Source organism: Streptococcus sp. CM6 (genome assembly GCF_000526095.1).
GTDB lineage: Bacteria > Bacillota > Bacilli > Lactobacillales > Streptococcaceae > Streptococcus > Streptococcus oralis_BW.
The window spans coordinates 25639-43221 of record NZ_JATS01000004.1 but is presented as its reverse complement, the minus strand read 5'-3'; the positions used below and the strand labels follow the sequence as shown (position 1 = coordinate 43221).

General features: G+C 43.2%; 22 protein-coding genes. 20 read left to right on the top strand and 2 right to left on the bottom strand.

What is annotated here, in order from left to right; translation table 11 throughout:
• Positions 1 to 120: 120 nt before the first annotated feature.
• The 13 genes from HMPREF1516_RS00930 (at position 121) to pflA (ending at position 11218) form a co-directional block, all read left to right on the top strand.
• A complete protein-coding gene (locus HMPREF1516_RS00930) occupies positions 121 to 894 on the top strand; it encodes a TatD family hydrolase (protein ID WP_033605592.1) in 774 nt (257 codons plus the stop codon).
• Complete coding sequence (gene rnmV / locus HMPREF1516_RS00925; RefSeq protein WP_033605591.1) at positions 894 to 1460, top strand: ribonuclease M5; 567 nt, start codon at positions 894 to 896, stop codon at positions 1458 to 1460. The genes HMPREF1516_RS00930 and rnmV overlap by 1 nt, the downstream gene beginning before the upstream one ends.
• Before the next feature lie 93 nt (positions 1461 to 1553).
• Positions 1554 to 1889 carry a hypothetical protein gene (locus tag HMPREF1516_RS00920; RefSeq protein WP_025169546.1) on the top strand — a complete coding sequence of 112 codons (336 nt, stop codon included), beginning with the start codon at positions 1554 to 1556 and terminating at the stop codon, positions 1887 to 1889.
• 191 nt (positions 1890 to 2080) lie between these two features.
• Positions 2081 to 2794: a hypothetical protein gene (locus HMPREF1516_RS00915; RefSeq protein WP_000013638.1), complete on the top strand. Its 714-nt coding sequence runs from the start codon at positions 2081 to 2083 to the stop codon at positions 2792 to 2794.
• A gap of 19 nt (positions 2795 to 2813) precedes the next feature.
• Positions 2814 to 3686 (top strand): 16S rRNA (adenine(1518)-N(6)/adenine(1519)-N(6))-dimethyltransferase RsmA, encoded by an 873-nt coding sequence (gene rsmA, locus HMPREF1516_RS00910; RefSeq protein ID WP_001216854.1) that lies wholly within the window; start codon positions 2814 to 2816, stop codon positions 3684 to 3686.
• A 1-nt stretch (position 3687) separates the two neighbouring features.
• Positions 3688 to 4566, top strand: coding sequence for a ribosome small subunit-dependent GTPase A (gene rsgA / locus HMPREF1516_RS00905; protein WP_001161998.1), 879 nt, complete (start codon positions 3688 to 3690; stop codon positions 4564 to 4566).
• A 10-nt stretch (positions 4567 to 4576) separates the two neighbouring features.
• A complete protein-coding gene (gene rpe, locus HMPREF1516_RS00900) occupies positions 4577 to 5233 on the top strand; it encodes a ribulose-phosphate 3-epimerase (RefSeq protein WP_000084996.1) in 657 nt (218 codons plus the stop codon).
• Positions 5196 to 5858 (top strand): thiamine diphosphokinase, encoded by a 663-nt coding sequence (locus HMPREF1516_RS00895; protein WP_001001252.1) that lies wholly within the window; start codon positions 5196 to 5198, stop codon positions 5856 to 5858. Before rpe ends, HMPREF1516_RS00895 begins: the two co-directional genes overlap by 38 nt.
• Position 5859: 1 nt before the next feature.
• A complete protein-coding gene (gene rmuC / locus HMPREF1516_RS00890) occupies positions 5860 to 7116 on the top strand; it encodes a DNA recombination protein RmuC (protein WP_000450913.1) in 1257 nt (418 codons plus the stop codon).
• The gene (locus HMPREF1516_RS00885) at positions 7106 to 8047 is read left to right on the top strand and encodes a 3'-5' exoribonuclease YhaM family protein (RefSeq protein ID WP_000703211.1); all 942 of its coding nucleotides are present in this window, start codon (positions 7106 to 7108) and stop codon (positions 8045 to 8047) included. Before rmuC ends, HMPREF1516_RS00885 begins: the two co-directional genes overlap by 11 nt.
• 104 nt (positions 8048 to 8151) lie before the next feature.
• Positions 8152 to 8979, top strand: coding sequence for a pur operon repressor (purR, locus tag HMPREF1516_RS00880; protein WP_002874197.1), 828 nt, complete (start codon positions 8152 to 8154; stop codon positions 8977 to 8979).
• 66 nt (positions 8980 to 9045) lie between these two features.
• Complete coding sequence (locus tag HMPREF1516_RS00875; protein ID WP_033605590.1) at positions 9046 to 10302, top strand: diaminopimelate decarboxylase; 1257 nt, start codon at positions 9046 to 9048, stop codon at positions 10300 to 10302.
• A gap of 121 nt (positions 10303 to 10423) precedes the next feature.
• A complete protein-coding gene (pflA, locus tag HMPREF1516_RS00870; RefSeq protein WP_001288284.1) occupies positions 10424 to 11218 on the top strand; it encodes a pyruvate formate-lyase-activating protein in 795 nt (264 codons plus the stop codon).
• Positions 11219 to 11288: 70 nt separating this feature from the next.
• Here pflA and yidC read toward each other — a convergent pair whose 3' ends face one another.
• Both yidC and HMPREF1516_RS00860 read right to left on the bottom strand, forming a co-directional pair.
• Complete coding sequence (gene yidC / locus HMPREF1516_RS00865) at positions 11289 to 12218, bottom strand: membrane protein insertase YidC (RefSeq protein WP_000835958.1); 930 nt, start codon at positions 12216 to 12218, stop codon at positions 11289 to 11291.
• Between the two features lie 77 nt (positions 12219 to 12295).
• Entirely contained in the window at positions 12296 to 12574 is a 279-nt protein-coding gene (locus HMPREF1516_RS00860; protein WP_001174619.1) for an acylphosphatase, read from the bottom strand.
• 33 nt (positions 12575 to 12607) lie between these two features.
• Here HMPREF1516_RS00860 and HMPREF1516_RS00855 point away from each other — a divergent pair, with 33 nt between their 5' ends.
• The 7 genes from HMPREF1516_RS00855 to HMPREF1516_RS09705 all read left to right on the top strand — a co-directional run bounded on the left by HMPREF1516_RS00855 (position 12608) and on the right by HMPREF1516_RS09705 (position 17578).
• On the top strand, positions 12608 to 13348 hold the full coding sequence (locus tag HMPREF1516_RS00855) for a TrmH family RNA methyltransferase (protein WP_033605589.1): 741 nt from the start codon (positions 12608 to 12610) through the stop codon (positions 13346 to 13348).
• Positions 13349 to 13403: 55 nt separating this feature from the next.
• Entirely contained in the window at positions 13404 to 14087 is a 684-nt protein-coding gene (locus HMPREF1516_RS00850; RefSeq protein ID WP_001076874.1) for a Bax inhibitor-1/YccA family protein, read from the top strand.
• A 109-nt stretch (positions 14088 to 14196) separates the two neighbouring features.
• Entirely contained in the window at positions 14197 to 15189 is a 993-nt protein-coding gene (gene asnA / locus HMPREF1516_RS00845; protein WP_000747987.1) for an aspartate--ammonia ligase, read from the top strand.
• A gap of 64 nt (positions 15190 to 15253) precedes the next feature.
• Positions 15254 to 15793, top strand: coding sequence for a 16S rRNA (guanine(966)-N(2))-methyltransferase RsmD (rsmD, locus tag HMPREF1516_RS00840; protein WP_000706949.1), 540 nt, complete (start codon positions 15254 to 15256; stop codon positions 15791 to 15793).
• Positions 15783 to 16271 carry a pantetheine-phosphate adenylyltransferase gene (gene coaD, locus HMPREF1516_RS00835; protein WP_033605588.1) on the top strand — a complete coding sequence of 163 codons (489 nt, stop codon included), beginning with the start codon at positions 15783 to 15785 and terminating at the stop codon, positions 16269 to 16271. The genes rsmD and coaD overlap by 11 nt, the downstream gene beginning before the upstream one ends.
• A complete protein-coding gene (locus tag HMPREF1516_RS00830; RefSeq protein ID WP_033605587.1) occupies positions 16255 to 17292 on the top strand; it encodes a SepM family pheromone-processing serine protease in 1038 nt (345 codons plus the stop codon). The genes coaD and HMPREF1516_RS00830 overlap by 17 nt, the downstream gene beginning before the upstream one ends.
• Before the next feature lie 55 nt (positions 17293 to 17347).
• Positions 17348 to 17578, top strand: a complete 231-nt coding sequence (locus tag HMPREF1516_RS09705; RefSeq protein WP_080619411.1) for a DUF1146 family protein — start codon at positions 17348 to 17350, stop codon at positions 17576 to 17578.
• Positions 17579 to 17583 lie beyond the last annotated feature (5 nt).

The following is a 17583-nucleotide window of genomic DNA, read 5'->3' as shown; positions in this document are numbered from 1 at the left end:
AGTGTTATTATACTGCTTTGAAAAAGGGCAGTCAAGGGAGAATGACTGGTTTTTGGATATTTTTCCAAGCCGAGGGATGCTATTTTTGGTATAATAGATGGAAGAATGAGGTTAAGAGAAATGATTTTTGATACGCATACACATTTAAATGTAGAAGAATTTGCAGGACGCGAGGCAGAAGAACTCGCCCTGGCTGCTGAGATGGGTGTGACACAGATGAATATTGTTGGTTTTGATAAACCAACCATTGAACGAGCCCTAGAGTTAGCAGATGAGTATGAGCAACTCTACGCAACTGTTGGCTGGCATCCGACGGAAGCAGGGACATACACAGACGAGGTCGAAGCTAACTTGCTTAAAAAGCTAAAACATCCCAAGGTTGTCGCTTTAGGTGAGATTGGTCTGGACTACCATTGGATGACAGCACCTAAGGAAGTGCAGGAACAGGTTTTTCGTCGTCAGATTCAGCTGTCTAAGGATTTGAACTTGCCCTTTGTGGTCCATACCCGTGATGCACTAGAAGATACTTATGAGATTATCAGGAGCGAGGGCGTTGGTCCTCGTGGTGGGATTATGCATTCATTCTCAGGCTCTTTGGAGTGGGCGGAGAAGTTTGTCGAGCTTGGCATGACCATTTCTTTCTCAGGTGTGGTGACCTTTAAGAAAGCGACGGATATCCAAGAGGCTGCTAGGGAACTTCCTTTGGACAAGATTTTGGTAGAAACGGATGCACCTTACCTGGCTCCTGTGCCTAAACGTGGCCGTGAAAACAAAACAGCCTACACACGCTATGTGGTAGATTTTATCGCGGATTTGCGTGGGATGACGACTGAGGAGTTAGCCACAGTAACAACTGCAAATGCAGAGCGTATCTTTGGATTGGACAGCAAGTGATGAAAGAAAAAATTTCCCAAGTCATCGTGGTCGAAGGTCGCGATGATACGGCTAATCTCAAACGCTACTTTGACGTGGAAACCTATGAGACACGAGGTTCCGCAATAAATGACCAGGATATAGAACGCATTCAGCGCCTGCATGAACTGCATGGAGTGATTGTCTTTACAGATCCAGATTTTAACGGTGAGCGCATTCGTCGCATGATTATGACGGCCATTCCGACAGTGCAGCATGCCTTTCTCAAGCGAGATGAAGCGGTTCCCAAATCCAAGACTAAGGGACGTTCACTGGGAATCGAACACGCCAGCTATGAAGATCTAAAAACAGCGCTTGCTCAGGTGACAGAGCAATTTGAAAACGAGAACGAGTTTGACATTAGTCGTGGTGACTTGATTCGCCTAGGTTTCCTAGCGGGAGCAGATAGTCGTAAGCGCCGAGAGTATCTGGGGGAACAGCTTCGCATCGGCTATTCCAACGGCAAGCAGTTGCTCAAGCGCTTAGAGTTGTTTGGAGTGACCTTGGCAGAAGTGGAAGAAGCTATGGAAAGTTATGATCATAGCTAGATAGCCCAAAAATACAAAGGGAATGTGTTACAATAGAGGTACTTAGATTTATTTTGATAGCGTTCAAATAGAAACTTATAAGGACAGATCGAAATGAAAATACAAGTTGACAGAGAGTCTGTGTGTATGGGGGATGATGTACTGCCCCATGAGACAGAATTTGAGATTCCTGAAGATATGACGGTGAAAGAATTTTTTGACTTTCTAGAAAAGAAAGGTTATTTGCCGTCTGTTCAAGGAAATAATGTGGCCTGGGAACTCCGTAATCGGAATGGTGAACAAGGTGTTTATTTCACTAAAACAGGAGAGATTATCCATTCAGATGGAGTATTAAAAGAGATGTTGGAAGGAATTACGGAGACCCCCTTATTTGTTTTGCTCTATCATTATACCCCGGAAGCATACTATATTAGAAAAGAGAATAAATGAGAATTGCAGATGATGTCCTGACCGAGGTTGAACTGGTCATGTATTGTTATCGTCCCTTGGTGCTTTTATGAAATATCTTTTTAAATGAAGTCTAGGTTTTCGATTGGGCATGAAAAATTGGAAACTTTATAGTTTTATCTACATCCTACTTGAACCACTAACCTTTTTCAAAGATTGTGAAAGGAAATGATATGGCAAATAGAAGTTATATTTACTTAAAAAACGGAGATGAAGCCCGTATTCTAACAGAGGGAATTTACACAATACCCTATTTTTGGCAATTGTTTTGGGATGAAGAAGATTTAAAAGCTCCTATTGCTCTCTGGGAAACAGCAGAAAAACTGGAAGAAGATGAAGAGGAAGCAGAAAAGTTTTACCAAGAGCAGAATGTAGATATCTTACTTTCTATTGAAAAATTCCAGCGGAATGCCCTCAAAAACCGATCTTTTTTAGAAGAGAATGCCCCGCAATCCGTGCAACTATATGATGACTTTGTCCGTTATATTCTTGCAAATGTCAAAGACGGGGATGTGCTCGGATTTGATCTTTTAGATGTTGTTTTTATGGACCAAGTGTCTGTTGTTTCTGATAAACTGTTAAAAAATATACGAGCTATTCGGGAAAATCAACCCAAAGATTTAGATTTTTCTGTGACAGAAAAGAACTTAATTGGTCTTGCTATGGGTTTTCCTGATTATTATGCTTCAGAATTATTACCAGAAGACAATATTCTAGATTCGGTTGCCTATCAGGATGAACTGAAGAAAATGAACCCCCAAGAAGATAAGAAAGTGCTAGATACGACTGGAGCTGATTCAAAAGGGAACAAGTCTCGTGTTCTTTTAGTGTTTTGGATTTTGTTGGCACTAGTAATTATGTGGGTTTTATATATTATTTTTAGCTAATAAATAGAAAAGAGAATAAATGAGAATTGCAGATTATAGCGTGACCAAGGCAGTGCTGGAGCGTCACGGTTTTACTTTTAAAAAGTCCTTCGGGCAAAATTTCCTGACGGATACCAATATCCTTCAAAAAATCGTGGATACAGCTGAAATTGATGATCAGGTTAACGTTATCGAAATCGGGCCAGGGATTGGTGCCTTGACAGAATTTTTGGCTGAGCGTGCAGCTCAAGTCATGGCATTTGAGATCGACCACCGTTTGGTGCCAATTTTAGCAGATACTTTACATGATTTTGACAATGTAACAGTAGTCAACGAGGACATTCTCAAAGTTGACTTGGCGCAGCATATCAAGAATTTCAAAAATCCTGAATTGCCGATTAAGGTAGTTGCCAATTTGCCCTACTATATCACAACGCCTATTCTCATGCATTTAATCGAGAGTGGCATTCCTTTTAGTGAGTTTGTCGTTATGATGCAAAAAGAAGTGGCGGATCGCATCTCAGCACAGCCCAATACCAAAGCTTACGGTAGTTTGTCGATTGCTGTTCAGTATTATATGACAGCAAAGGTTGCCTTCATCGTGCCTCGTACGGTCTTTGTGCCAGCGCCAAATGTGGATTCGGCCATCTTGAAAATGGTGCGTCGTCCAGAGCCAGCCGTAGCAGTGGAAGACGAGAATTTCTTCTTTAAGGTTTCCAAGGCTAGTTTTACCCATCGCCGTAAGACCTTGTGGAATAACCTGACAGGTTATTTTGGGAAGACCGAAGAAATCAAGGACAAACTGACCAAGGCTTTGGATCAGGCAGGCTTGTCTCCATCTGTGCGTGGTGAAGCTCTCAGCTTGGCAGAATTTGCTAGCCTTTCAGATGCGCTTAAAGGACAAGGACTCTAAGATGCAGGGACAAATCATTAAAGCCTTGGCGGGCTTCTACTATGTGGAGAGTGATGGTCAGGTTTATCAGACACGTGCGCGTGGGAATTTCCGTAAAAAAGGCCATACACCCTACGTCGGGGACTGGGTAGATTTTTCTGCCGAGGAAAATTCAGAGGGCTATATCCTCAAGATACACGAACGGAAAAACAGTCTGGTTCGTCCGCCTATTGTCAATATCGATCAAGCTGTGGTAATCATGTCCGTTAAGGAACCGTACTTCAACAGTAATTTGCTGGATCGTTTCTTGGTTCTTTTAGAGCACAAGGGCATCCATCCTATCGTCTATATTTCTAAAATGGACTTGCTGGAAGATAGAGGAGAACTCGATTTTTACCAGCAGACCTATGGTGCCATTGGTTACGACTTTGTGACTAGTAAAGAAGAACTTTTGCCCTTGTTGACAGGAAAAGTGACGGTCTTTATGGGGCAGACAGGTGTGGGAAAATCAACACTCCTCAATAAAATCGCACCAGACCTCAATCTTGAAACAGGAGAAATCTCAGACAGTTTGGGTCGCGGTCGTCATACCACTCGAGCTGTTAGTTTTTACAACCTCAATGGAGGTAAAATCGCGGACACACCAGGCTTTTCATCACTGGATTATGAAGTGTCAACGGCTGAAGATCTCAATCAAGCCTTTCCAGAGATTGCCAGTGTCAGTCGAGACTGCAAGTTCCGTACTTGTACCCATACCCATGAGCCGTCCTGTGCGGTTAAGCCAGCTGTAGAAGAGGGTATCATTGCATCCTTCCGTTTTGACAATTACCTGCAATTTCTCAGTGAAATTGAAAATCGCAGAGAAACCTATAAAAAAGTCAGCAAAAAAATTCCAAAATAAGGAGAAACCTATGTCTCAATACAAGATTGCTCCGTCAATTCTGGCAGCAGATTATGCCAACTTTGAACGTGAAATCAAACGCCTAGAAGCAACTGGGGCAGAGTATGCCCATATCGATATCATGGATGGTCACTTTGTGCCACAAATCAGTTTTGGTGCAGGTGTGGTGGAAGCTCTTCGTCCTCATAGCAAGATGGTCTTTGACTGCCACTTGATGGTAGCAAATCCAGAACACCATTTAGAAGACTTTGCGCGTGCGGGAGCGGATATCATCAGCATCCATGTGGAAACAACACCTCATATTCATGGAGCACTTCAAAAGATTCGCTCTCTTGGTGTCAAACCTTCGGTTGTTATCAATCCTGGTACGCCTGTGGAGGCGATTAAGCATGTCCTTCACCTAGTTGACCAAGTCTTGGTCATGACAGTGAATCCTGGATTTGGAGGACAAGCCTTTCTGCCTGAAACCATGGACAAGGTTCGTGAGTTGGTTGCCCTTCGTGAGGAAAAAGGTTTGAGTTTTGAGATTGAAGTCGATGGCGGTATTGATGACCAGACCATTGCTCAAGCCAAAGAAGCTGGAGCGACCGTTTTTGTAGCAGGATCCTATGTCTTTAAGGGAGATGTCAATGAACGAGTGCAAACTCTCAGAAAACAATTGGACTAGGGTTGCCGTTTTTGCAGGCGGAGATCGCGGTCATTATCGGACGAATTTTGATAGCTTTGTTGGTGTGGATCGAGGCTCACTCTGGGTCTTGGAAGAAGATCTGCCTCTTACTCTAGCAGTTGGAGATTTTGATTCTGTCACTGCAGTTGAACGTCAGTTGATTCAAAAACGTGCCCAACATTTCGTTCAAGCCCAGCCAGAAAAGGATGATACGGATCTGGAACTAGCACTTTTAACGATTTTTGAAAAAAATCCTCAAGCCCAAGTGACCATTTTTGGGGCTTTGGGTGGTCGGATTGACCATATGCTGGCTAATGTCTTTCTGCCTAGCAATCCCAAGTTGGCACCCTATATGCGCCAGATAGCGATTGAGGATGGGCAAAATGTGATTGCCTATTGTCCAGAAGGAACCAGTCAGCTTCAACCCCGTTCAGACTACGATTATCTAGCCTTTATGCCGGTTCGGGATAGTCAGTTGACCATTCTCGGAGCCAAGTACGAATTGACAGAGGAGAATTTTTTCTTTAAAAAAGTGTACGCTTCTAACGAATATATAGATAGGGAAGTTTCGGTAACTTGCCCAGAAGGCTATGTCGTCGTGCTGCATAGCAAGGACAGGAGGTAGGATGGAGACTGTATTATTACTATTATTAATTGCCAATCTAGCTGGTCTCTTTCTGATTTGGCAGAGACAGGATAAACAGGAAAAACATCTAAGTAAGAGCTTGGAGGATCAAGCAGACAATCTTTCAGATCAACTGGATTATCGCTTTGAACAAGCTAGGCAAGCCAGTCAGCTAGATCAAAAAGACTTGGAAGTGGCTGTCAGCGATCGTTTGCAGGAAGTGCGAATGGAGTTGCACCAAGGCCTGACTCAAGTCCGTCAAGAAATGACAGATAATCTTTTGCAAACTAGAGACAAGACCGACCAACGTCTCCAAGCTTTGCAGGAATCAAATGAGCAACGCCTAGAACAAATGCGCCAAACAGTCGAGGAAAAACTAGAAAAGACTTTGCAGACACGTTTACAAGCCTCCTTCGAGACAGTTTCCAAGCAACTGGAGTCGGTCAATCGAGGTTTGGGAGAGATGCAGACAGTTGCCCGCGATGTCGGTGCCCTTAATAAGGTTCTCTCTGGAACCAAAACGCGAGGCATTCTGGGTGAATTGCAACTGGGGCAAATCATCGAAGACATCATGACGCCTACCCAGTACGAACGAGAATATGCAACGGTTGAAAACTCCAGTGAACGAGTGGAATACGCCATCAAGTTGCCTGGGCAAGGCGACCAGGAATACGTCTATCTACCAATTGATTCCAAGTTTCCACTGGCGGATTATTACCGCTTAGAAGAAGCCTATGAAGCAGGCGATAAGGACGAAATCGAACGTTGTCGCAAGTCACTCCTAGCTAGCGTTAAGCGTTTCGCCAAGGATATCAAGAGCAAGTATATAGCGCCGCCTCGGACGACCAATTTTGGAGTCTTGTTTGTTCCGACGGAGGGTCTCTACTCAGAAATCGTCCGCAATCCGGTCTTCTTTGATGATTTGAGACGGGAAGAGCAGATTATTGTCGCAGGTCCAAGTACCCTATCAGCCCTGCTTAATTCCCTATCAGTTGGCTTCAAGACTCTCAATATCCAAAAGAGTGCCGACCATATCAGCAAGACTCTTGCCAGCGTCAAGACCGAGTTTGGCAAGTTCGGAGGCATTCTAGTCAAGGCACAAAAGCATCTCCAACATGCCTCTGGCAATATTGATGAATTATTAAACCGTCGTACCACAGCTATTGAGCGGACGCTCCGTCACATTGAGTTATCAGAAGGTGAGCCTGCGCTTGATCTACTCCATTTCCAAGAAAATGAGGAAGAATATGAAGATTAGTCACATGAAAAAAGATGAGCTGTTTGAAGGTTTTTACCTGATCAAATCAGCTGACCTAAGACAGACGCGTGCTGGGAAAAACTACCTAGCCTTTACCTTCCAAGACGATAGCGGCGAGATTGAAGGGAAGCTCTGGGATGCCCAACCTCATAACGTTGAGGCCTTTACTGCAGGGAAAGTCGTCCACATGCAGGGACGTCGAGAAGTTTATAACAACACTCCTCAAGTCAATCAAATTACTCTCCGCTTGCCTCAGCCTGGGGAACCCAATGATCCAGCTGACTTCAAGGTCAAGTCACCAGTCGATGTCAAGGAAATCCGTGACTACATGTCGCAAATGATTTTCAAGATTGAAAATCCTGTCTGGCAGCGTATCGTTCGCAGTCTCTACACCAAGTATGATAAGGAATTCTACTCCTATCCAGCTGCCAAGACCAACCACCACGCCTTTGAAACAGGTTTAGCCTATCATACAGCAACCATGGTGCGCTTGGCAGATGCCATTAGTGAGATCTATCCTCAGCTCAACAAGAGCCTCCTCTATGCGGGGATTATGCTGCACGACTTGGCCAAGGTTTTAGAACTCAGTGGACCAGACCAGACGGAGTACACAGTGCGAGGCAATCTACTTGGACATATCGCTCTCGTCGATAGTGAAATTACCAAGACAGTCATGGAACTGGGCATCGATGATACTAGAGAAGAAGTGGTGTTACTGCGCCATGTCATCCTCAGCCACCATGGCTTGCTGGAGTATGGAAGTCCAGTCCGTCCACGCATTATGGAGGCAGAGATTATTCATATGATTGATAATCTAGATGCCAGCATGATGATGATGTCAACAGCTTTAGCTTTGGTGGATAAAGGAGAGATGACCAATAAAATCTTCGCTATGGACAATCGTTCCTTCTATAAACCAGATTTAGATTAATGATTTAAGAAAAACGAGCATTTTTTACGCAATAATGTTCGTTTTTTTATGTGAATATGGTATAATGGATAAAATATCAAAATTAAATGGAATGGTAAATAAAAATGAAATTAAGAAGAAGTGATCGGATGGTTGTCATTTCCAACTATTTGATTAATAATCCATACAAACTAACAAGTCTCAATACCTTTGCAGAAAAGTACGAATCTGCTAAATCATCGATTTCAGAGGACATCGTGATTATCAAGCGTGCCTTTGAGGAAATCGAAATCGGCCATATTCAGACTGTAACTGGAGCAGGTGGTGGCGTTATCTTTACACCATCAATCTCGAGTCATGAAGCCAAAGAAATGATCGCAGACTTGCGTGATAAACTTTCAGAAAGTGACCGTATCTTGCCAGGTGGCTACATCTACCTGTCTGATTTGCTCAGCACACCTGCTATTTTGAAAAATATTGGGCGCATCATTGCCAAGAGTTTTATGGACCAAAAAATCGATGCCGTTATGACAGTAGCAACAAAAGGTGTGCCACTCGCAAATGCAGTTGCCAATGTCCTCAACGTTCCATTTGTCATTGTGCGTCGTGACTTGAAAATTACCGAAGGTTCAACGGTCAGCGTCAACTATGTTTCAGGTTCCAGTGGTGACCGCATTGAGAAAATGTTCCTTTCAAAACGCAGTCTCAAGGCAGGCAGTCGTGTCTTGATTGTGGATGACTTCTTGAAAGGCGGCGGAACTGTCAACGGGATGATTAGTCTCTTGCGTGAATTCGATTCTGAACTAGCTGGTGTCGCAGTCTTTGCAGACAATGCCCAAGAAGAACGTGAAAAGCAGTTCGATTACAAGTCACTCTTGAAAGTAACCAATATTGATGTTAAGAACCAATCCATCGATGTTGAGATTGGAAATATCTTTGACGAAGACAAATAAGAGATAGAACTAAAGGTTGGAACGATTGTCCCAGCCTTTCTTTGCAAACAGAATAGAAGGATGCTTATGAAAACACCATTTATCAGCCGTGAAGATTTAGAAACAATCGTTGCAGAGTTCCCGACTCCCTTTCACTTGTATGATGAGAAGGGGATTCGTGAAAAAGCAAGAGCAGTCAACCAGGCCTTTTCTTGGAATAAGGGATTCAAAGAATATTTTGCCGTCAAGGCCACTCCAACCCCAGCCATCTTGAAAATCCTCCAAGAGGAAGGTTGTGGTGTGGACTGTTCTAGTTATGTGGAACTTTTGATGAGCCATAAACTGGATTTCCCCGGTTCTGAGATCATGTTCTCATCAAACAATACGCCAGACCAAGAGTACGCTTATGCGCGTGAATTGGGTGCGACCATTAACTTGGATGCTTTTGAAGATATTGAACATCTAGAGCGTGCAGCAGGCATTCCAGAAATCATCTCTTGTCGTTACAATCCTGGCGGTGTTTTTGAACTGGGAACAGATATTATGGACAATCCTGGAGAAGCCAAGTTTGGGATGACCAAGGACCAGCTTTTTGAAGCCTTTGCGATTTTGAAGGAAAAAGGAGCCAAGACTTTTGGGATTCACTCCTTCCTAGCATCCAATACCGTGACCCATCTCTACTACCCAGAGTTGGCGCGTCAGCTTTTTGAATTGGCTGTTGAGATCAAGGAAAAGTTGGGTATTTCGCTAGACTTTATCAATCTTTCCGGCGGTATTGGTGTCAACTATCGTCCTGAGCAGGAGCCAAATGATATCGCTGTGATTGGTGAAGGGGTGCGTAAGGTTTATGAGGAAGTTCTTACACCTGCAGGACTTGGTCAGGTTAAGATTTTCACAGAATTAGGCCGCTTTATGTTAGCCCCTCACGGAGCTCTCGTCACAAGAGTCACTCATAAGAAAAAAACCTATCGTACCTATCTGGGTGTGGATGCATCAGCAGTCAACCTCATGCGCCCAGCCATGTATGGAGCCTACCACCATATCACCAATCTGACCCATCCAGATGGACCTATTGAGGTGGTAGATGTGGTTGGTTCACTCTGTGAAAACAATGATAAATTTGCAGTGAATCGCGAGCTACCTCATACAGAAATCGGTGATTTGCTAGTGATTCATGATACAGGTGCACATGGATTCTCCATGGGTTACCAGTACAATGCAAAATTACGCTCGGCAGAAATCCTTTATACCGAAGAAGGAAAAGCTCGCCAAATCCGCCGTGCAGAGCGCCCTGAGGACTATTTCGCAACCTTGTATGGTTTTGATTTTGAATCGGATCAGTAAAAGAAATTGAAAATGAAAGTGAAAAACAGATTGCTTTCTAAAAAATAGACAAAAAAACCTTGTTTTTCACCTTACTCGTGATATAATAAAACTATAAAACGGTTTCAAGGAAGGTGACGATATGTCTGAAGAAACAATTGACTATGGACAAGTGACAGGAATGGTGCATTCGACAGAGAGTTTTGGGGCGGTAGATGGCCCTGGGATTCGGTTTATTGTCTTTTTACAGGGCTGTCAGATGCGTTGCCAGTACTGCCATAACCCCGATACATGGGCTATGGAGACCAATAAATCACGAAGACGGACAGTAGACGATGTTTTGTCAGAAGCCCTTCGCTACCGTGGTTTCTGGGGAGACAAGGGAGGAATCACTGTCAGTGGAGGAGAAGCCCTCTTACAGATTGATTTCTTGATTGCCCTTTTTACCAAGGCCAAGGAAAAAGGAATCCACTGTACCTTGGATACTTGTGCCCTTCCGTTCCGTAATAAACCACGTTATCTCGAAAAGTTTAATAAACTCATGGCAGTGACAGATTTGGTTCTCTTGGATATCAAGGAAATCAACGATGAACAACACAGGATCGTTACCAGTCAAACCAATAAAAACATCTTGGCTTGTGCAAAATATCTATCAGATATTGGGAAACCTGTTTGGATTCGCCATGTGCTGGTTCCAGGCTTGACAGACAGAGATGAGGACTTGATTGAACTTGGGAAATTTGTCAAAACCCTCAAAAACGTTGACAAGTTTGAAATCCTACCTTATCACACTATGGGAGAATTCAAGTGGCGTGAACTTGGAATTCCATACTCACTTGAAGGGGTAAAACCACCAACAGCAGACCGTGTCAAGAATGCCAAAAAACTCATGGACACAGAAAGTTACCAAGATTACATGAAACGTGTTCATGGATAAAAAGAAGCCTGATGGAGACATCGGGCTTTTGTGATACAAAAAGACTTAGCCTCTCAGCTAAGCCTTTTTCTTATTTTCTAGAACGTTGTTTTCCAGAATTGCGTTTTTTATGTTTCTTATTGGTTATGATAGCAGTTGCTTGGTCAGGAGTGACATCTTTGCGCCCGCCTCCAGTTGAAAATGAACTTGCTTTTGGTGGGTTTTTGGCAAATTCTTCACGTACTTTTTGACGAAGTTTTGGACGAACAACATAGTTAACGATGAACTGTTGGAGAATCATCATGAAACCACCGACAACCCAGTAAAGTGTCACACTGGCTGGGGCAAAGAGGGAGAAGACGACAATCATGAGTGGGCTCATGTAAATCATTTTCTTGAGTTGATCTCTTTGCATCTCGTCTTCTACTCCGTGAAGTGAAAGGAGTGATTGGAGATAGTAGAGGATACCAGCGAAGGCGACAAGGATCATACTTGGGGAACCGAGATTGATACCCAAGAAGGTAGAGCTAGATACTCCATCAGTATATTGGGCTGCAAAGTAGATAGCAGAGAAGAAAGGCATTTGAATGAGGATAGGGAAGCATCCTACACCACCGAACATGCTGATGCCGTTTTCTTTTTGTGCAGCAAAGAGAGCCTGTTGTGCTTCTAGTTTTTCTTCCTGAGTTGTTGCCTCTTTAAGGCGTGTTTGATGTGGTTCAAGGACATGTTTGAGGGCATTCATCTTTTCAGAGTGAAGCGTTGCCTTCCATGATTGGTAGATACCAAGTGGCAAGATAATCAAGCGCACGATAATGGTTACGATAATGATAGCCACACCAAAGCCTAGACCTTTATCAGTAGCGAAGTACTTGATAGCCTCTGCCATAGGCGATCCGATAGTGTTCCAGATAAAACCAGTAGGTTGTCCTGTTGCTTTGTCTACTTGGACACAGCCTGTCAAGACGAGTAGCATAGCCACTCCCATAGCAGAGAGGGCAAAACGTTTAATAGATTTCAATGTTTTCATTCCTTCTTTAAAAATTATACCTTTCTATTCTACTGTTTTTTTGTAAAATATACAATAGTTCTGGAGACCTAATTTGCGACTTTGAAGTCTGGATAGGATGAAAAGTTGCTCATTTGTACATCTAGATAGGTGACTTTTGAAAAAGGTGTCGGACCTTTTCGGATTTCTTGGATAAATTTTGCCATAGTGGCAGAGGAGTCTGCCTGAGCAAGAATTTCCACTGTGCCATCGTCGTTATTCCAGACACGACCGGTGATGCCACCGATTTCAAGCGCTAAAGTATAAACACCCCAGCGAAAACCAACACCCTGCACCCTACCTTGGGCAATCATTCTAACCTTTTGCATACCAAACCCCTTTGATTGTGTTATAATATTTCTATGACTATTATAACCTCAAAAGCCAATTCTGTGGTAAAAAATGCCAAGAAATTGCATCAAAAAAAATATCGAAAGTCTGCCTATTTGATTGAGGGCTGGCACTTGTTTGAAGAAGCTGTTCAAGCAGGAGTAACGATTGAGAAGATTTTTGCCTTAGAAAGTTACCGAGATCAGCTAGTCGCTTTTCCTCAAACTATCTGGGTTTCAGAGGAGATTTTGCTGGATTTGGCAGATACGCAAACTCCTCAAGGGATTGTTGCAGTGATTCAAAAAGAGGAAATAGGACTGCCTGATTTTCGTCAGGGTAAGTTTCTATTTTTAGAGGAAGTCCAAGATCCTGGTAATGTTGGCACCATGATTCGAACTGCGGATGCTGCAGGTTTTACAGGGGTTATTGTTTCAGATAAGTCAGCAGATATCTACAGTCTCAAGACCCTGCGTTCCATGCAAGGAAGTCATTTTCACTTGCCCATCTATCGTATGCCAGTTGCCGCTTTTGTAGAAGGGGCAAAGAAGAGTAACTTGCCCATTCTGGCAACGACTTTATCGAGAGATTCCAAGGATTATCGTGATCTTTCTCCCCTAGAAAACTTTGCTTTAGTTATGGGAAATGAAGGACAGGGGATTAGTTCTGTCATGGTTGAGAGTGCTGAACAGCTGGTTCATATTGGCATGAAAGGTCGAGCAGAAAGTCTCAACGTGGCAGTTGCCGCAGGTATATTGATGTTTTATTTTAGCTGATTTATAAAATCTTTGTTATAATCAAGACATATTTATAGAGAAAAGGAGAATCAGAATGAATCAAACGATTATTCAAGAACGTTCAGGTCTCAATCAATTTTACGCTAAGGTTTATGCCTTTGTGGGACTTGGGATTGGCCTATCAGCTCTCGTGTCAGCTTTGATGTTGACAGTCTTTCAGTCCCAATTGGTCTACTTTTTAATGCATGGCCGTCTCTGGTTGATGGTTGCAACTTTTGCAGAACTTGCTCTAGTCTTTGTTGCAAGTAGCATGGCTGCGAAGAACAGCCCAGCAGCTCTCCCAGTATTTTTAGTTTATTCTGTTTTAAATGGATTTACGCTTAGTTTTGTCGTAGCCTTCTATACACCTGGGACCGTCTTATCAGCCTTTGTATCTAGTGCCCTTCTCTTCTTTATCATGGCGGTAATCGGAATTTTCACCAAGAAAGATTTGGGTGGAATGGGACGAGCTTTGATGGCAACACTTGTCGGCCTCATCATTGCCATGGTTGTGAATCTATTTTTAGCCAATAGCTTCTTTGACTACATGATTAGTATTGCTATGGTCTTGGTTTTCTCAGGTTTGATTGCTTGGGACAACCAAAAGATTCGCTATGTTTATGAGCAATCACGAGGACAAGTAGCGACAGGTTGGGTCATCTCAATGGCACTCAGCATCTACCTAGACTTTATCAACCTCTTCCTTAGCATCTTACGAATCTTTGGTCGAAACGATTAATGAATGACAGAGTCAGTGTTCGAAAGAGCACTGACTTTTTCTCGTTTACTCTTTTCTTTTCTTGGAAATAGGTGTATAATGCTTTTAACTAATTTTTGAGGAGCCGTTTATGAAGAAAAGTTTTATTCATCAGCAAGAAGAGATTTCCTTTGTCAAAAACACCTTTACCCAGTATTTGAAAGATAAGTTAGAAGTTGTTGAAGTTCAAGGTCCCATCTTGAGCAAGGTTGGTGATGGGATGCAGGATAACCTGTCCGGTGTCGAACATCCAGTATCCGTAAAGGTCTTGCAGATTCCAGATGAAACTTATGAAGTCGTCCACTCACTAGCCAAATGGAAACGCCACACCTTGGCTCGTTTTGGTTTTGGTGAGGGTGAAGGTCTTTTCGTCCACATGAAGGCCCTTCGTCCAGACGAAGATTCGCTTGATGCGACTCACTCTGTATATGTAGACCAGTGGGACTGGGAAAAAGTGATTCCAAACGGTCAACGTAATATTGCTTATCTCAAAGAAACCGTTGAGAAGATTTACAAGGCTATTCGTCTGACAGAGCTAGCCGTAGAAGCGCGCTATGATATCGAATCCATCTTGCCAAAACAAATCACCTTTATCCATACAGAAGAGTTGGTGGAACGCTATCCAGACCTAACACCGAAAGAGCGTGAAAATGCGATCTGTAAAGAGTTCGGTGCAGTCTTCTTGATTGGTATTGGTGGCGAGTTGCCCGATGGCAAGCCTCATGATGGCCGTGCACCTGACTACGATGACTGGACAACAGAGTCTGAAAATGGCTACAAAGGGTTGAATGGCGATATTCTAGTTTGGAACGAATCTCTTGGTTGTGCCTTTGAACTTTCCTCTATGGGGATTCGGGTAGATGAGGATACCCTTCGTCGCCAAGTGGCTCTTACAGGAGACGAAGATCGTCTCGAGCTGGAATGGCATAAAGCCCTGCTTAACGGTCTTTTCCCGTTGACAATTGGTGGAGGTATCGGACAGTCTCGGATGGCTATGTTCCTTCTTCGTAAGAAACACATCGGAGAGGTTCAGACCAGTGTTTGGCCTCAAGAAGTTCGCGATACGTACGAAAATATTTTGTAGAGAATCGAACCGCAAGGTTCGGTTTTCTTTCTCTTTTTGCCTATAATTTGGTATAATAAACGGTATGAAAATCGTATCAGGAATCTACGGAGGGCGTCCTCTCAAGACGCTAGAAGGAAAGACGACGAGGCCGACATCGGATAAGGTGCGTGGAGCTATCTTTAACATGATAGGTCCCTATTTTGAGGGCGGTCGTGTCTTGGATCTCTATGCTGGCAGTGGTGGTCTGTCTATTGAAGCTGTGTCAAGAGGAATGTCCCATGCTGTCTTAGTGGAACGGGATAGAAGGGCACAAGCTATCGTCGCTGCAAATATCCAAATGACCAAGGAAGTTTCCAAATTTCAGCTCTTAAAGATGGAGGCTGAACGGGCCTTGGAGCAGGTGACAGGTCCCTTTGACCTGGTCTTTTTAGACCCTCCCTATGCCAAGGAACAAATCGTTGCAGATATCGAAAAAATGGCAGAAAGAAACCTATTTTCCGAAGAAATCATGGTTGTCTGCGAAACCGATAAGTCTGTAGAACTTCCAGAAGAAATTGCCTGCCTCGGCATATGGAAGGAAAAAATATATGGGATTAGTAAGGTGACTGTCTATGTCAGATAAAATTGGATTATTTACCGGTTCATTTGATCCAATGACAAATGGACATCTGGATATCATTGAACGTGCCAGCAAACTCTTTGATAAGCTTTATGTCGGGGTGTTCTACAATCCCCACAAACAAGGCTTTCTCCCTGTTGAAAATCGCAAACGGGCAGTCGAAAAAGCTGTGGCGCATTTAGATAATGTAGAGGTCCTAGCTTCTCATGACCAGCTAGTCGTCGATGTTGCAAGAAGACTGGGTGCTAAGACCCTTGTTCGTGGCTTGCGGAATGCCACAGACTTGCAATACGAGTCTAGCTTTGACTACTATAATCATCAACTGGTTCCAGAAATCGAAACCATTTACCTATATAGTCGCCCAGAGCATCTTTATATTAGCTCTTCAGCCGTGAGAGAACTTCTGAAGTTTGGTCAGGAGATTCAGCAATATGTCCCAAACAGTGTTGTGGAGGAATTAGAACATGAAGAAAAAAACTAGATGGCCCTTATATGTCATCCTAGCACTAGTAGTGACTTTTTTAGCTTTTGTAGTACCTTTACCCTACTACATAGAAGTTCCAGGTGGAGCGGAAGATATTCGTCAAGTTTTAAAAGTCAATGAAACAGAGGATACGGAAGCAGGAGCTTACCAGTTTGTGACAGTTGGGATTCGACACGCAACCCTGTCGCATCTTGTTTATGCTTGGTTAACACCTTTCACGGATATTAGAAGTGCCAAGGAGACTACGGGTGGCTCTACGGATGCAGAGTTTATGCGAATCAATCAGTTCTACATGCAAACTTCTCAAAACATGGCCAAGTATCAAGGATTGAAGACGGCTGGCAAGGATATCGAACTCAAGTATCTGGGAGTCTATGTCTTGACCGTGACGGACAATTCAACTTTTAAGGGCATTTTGAACATTGCAGATACCGTGACGGCTGTTAATGACAAAACATTTGACAGTTCAAAAGACTTGGTCGACTATGTCAACTCTCAACAATTAGGGGACACGGTCAAGGTAACCTATGAAGAAGACGGAAAAGTCAAGTCTGCTGAAGGTAAAATTATCACTCTCGAAAACGGGAAAAACGGGATTGGGATTGGTTTGATTGACCGTACGGAAGTGACCAGTGACATTCCCATTCGCTTTTCAACAGCTGGTATCGGCGGGCCAAGTGCAGGCCTCATGTTTAGTCTAGCTATTTACACCCAGATAGCAGATCCAGGACTTCGTAATGGTCGCGTCGTTGCGGGAACGGGAACCATTGATCGCGATGGAAATGTTGGCGACATCGGTGGAATTGACAAAAAAGTAGTTGCAGCCTCTCGTCAGGGAGCCAACATCTTTTTTGCCCCTGACAATCCAGTCACCGAGGAAGCAAAAAAAGCAGATCCCAATGCGAAAAGCAACTATGAAACAGCCCTAGAAGCTGCTAAAACGATCAAAACAGAGATGAAAATCGTTCCCGTTAAGACCTTGCAGGATGCGATTGATTACCTTAAAAACAATCCCTAATTCGTAGAAAAATTGAAAACTAGCGCGCAAGCGGATAAGATGGTATAATAGTCAAATGGTTCAATTATTATTCACTCTAAGTAGTCATATACTCTTTATTTATTTGAGTTTTTACCTTTTGAAGGATCTTGTTAGATGGGAAAAGGTTTTAAAAGTGAACGCTACTAACACAAAAAAGGTTCGTTTGTTGGTCGGCTTCTTTAGTATTGTGATGGGCTATATCTTGAGTTCATTCTTTATCAGTTTGTACCAACTGTGGCAAGAAGCACTTAGAGGACTATTATAAAATCA

Excerpts from the sequence above, each read along its gene's own strand:
- HMPREF1516_RS00875 (WP_033605590.1), top strand. The coding sequence starts at position 9,046 with ATGAAAACACCATTTATCAGCCGTGAAGATTTAGAAACAATCGTTGCA.
- HMPREF1516_RS00850 (WP_001076874.1), top strand. The coding sequence starts at position 13,404 with ATGAATCAAACGATTATTCAAGAACGTTCAGGTCTCAATCAATTTTAC.
- HMPREF1516_RS00885 (WP_000703211.1), top strand. The coding sequence starts at position 7,106 with ATGAAGATTAGTCACATGAAAAAAGATGAGCTGTTTGAAGGTTTTTAC.
- HMPREF1516_RS09705 (WP_080619411.1), top strand. The coding sequence starts at position 17,348 with ATGGTTCAATTATTATTCACTCTAAGTAGTCATATACTCTTTATTTAT.
- rsmD (WP_000706949.1), top strand. The coding sequence starts at position 15,254 with ATGAAAATCGTATCAGGAATCTACGGAGGGCGTCCTCTCAAGACGCTA.
- HMPREF1516_RS00830 (WP_033605587.1), top strand. The coding sequence starts at position 16,255 with ATGAAGAAAAAAACTAGATGGCCCTTATATGTCATCCTAGCACTAGTA.
- HMPREF1516_RS00855 (WP_033605589.1), top strand. The coding sequence starts at position 12,608 with ATGACTATTATAACCTCAAAAGCCAATTCTGTGGTAAAAAATGCCAAG.
- asnA (WP_000747987.1), top strand. The coding sequence starts at position 14,197 with ATGAAGAAAAGTTTTATTCATCAGCAAGAAGAGATTTCCTTTGTCAAA.
- rnmV (WP_033605591.1), top strand. The coding sequence starts at position 894 with ATGAAAGAAAAAATTTCCCAAGTCATCGTGGTCGAAGGTCGCGATGAT.
- purR (WP_002874197.1), top strand. The coding sequence starts at position 8,152 with ATGAAATTAAGAAGAAGTGATCGGATGGTTGTCATTTCCAACTATTTG.
- rmuC (WP_000450913.1), top strand. The coding sequence starts at position 5,860 with ATGGAGACTGTATTATTACTATTATTAATTGCCAATCTAGCTGGTCTC.
- HMPREF1516_RS00915 (WP_000013638.1), top strand. The coding sequence starts at position 2,081 with ATGGCAAATAGAAGTTATATTTACTTAAAAAACGGAGATGAAGCCCGT.
- rsmA (WP_001216854.1), top strand. The coding sequence starts at position 2,814 with ATGAGAATTGCAGATTATAGCGTGACCAAGGCAGTGCTGGAGCGTCAC.
- coaD (WP_033605588.1), top strand. The coding sequence starts at position 15,783 with ATGTCAGATAAAATTGGATTATTTACCGGTTCATTTGATCCAATGACA.
- rsgA (WP_001161998.1), top strand. The coding sequence starts at position 3,688 with ATGCAGGGACAAATCATTAAAGCCTTGGCGGGCTTCTACTATGTGGAG.
- HMPREF1516_RS00920 (WP_025169546.1), top strand. The coding sequence starts at position 1,554 with ATGAAAATACAAGTTGACAGAGAGTCTGTGTGTATGGGGGATGATGTA.
- HMPREF1516_RS00860 (WP_001174619.1), bottom strand. The coding sequence starts at position 12,574 with ATGCAAAAGGTTAGAATGATTGCCCAAGGTAGGGTGCAGGGTGTTGGT.
- HMPREF1516_RS00930 (WP_033605592.1), top strand. The coding sequence starts at position 121 with ATGATTTTTGATACGCATACACATTTAAATGTAGAAGAATTTGCAGGA.
- rpe (WP_000084996.1), top strand. The coding sequence starts at position 4,577 with ATGTCTCAATACAAGATTGCTCCGTCAATTCTGGCAGCAGATTATGCC.
- pflA (WP_001288284.1), top strand. The coding sequence starts at position 10,424 with ATGTCTGAAGAAACAATTGACTATGGACAAGTGACAGGAATGGTGCAT.
- HMPREF1516_RS00895 (WP_001001252.1), top strand. The coding sequence starts at position 5,196 with ATGAACGAGTGCAAACTCTCAGAAAACAATTGGACTAGGGTTGCCGTT.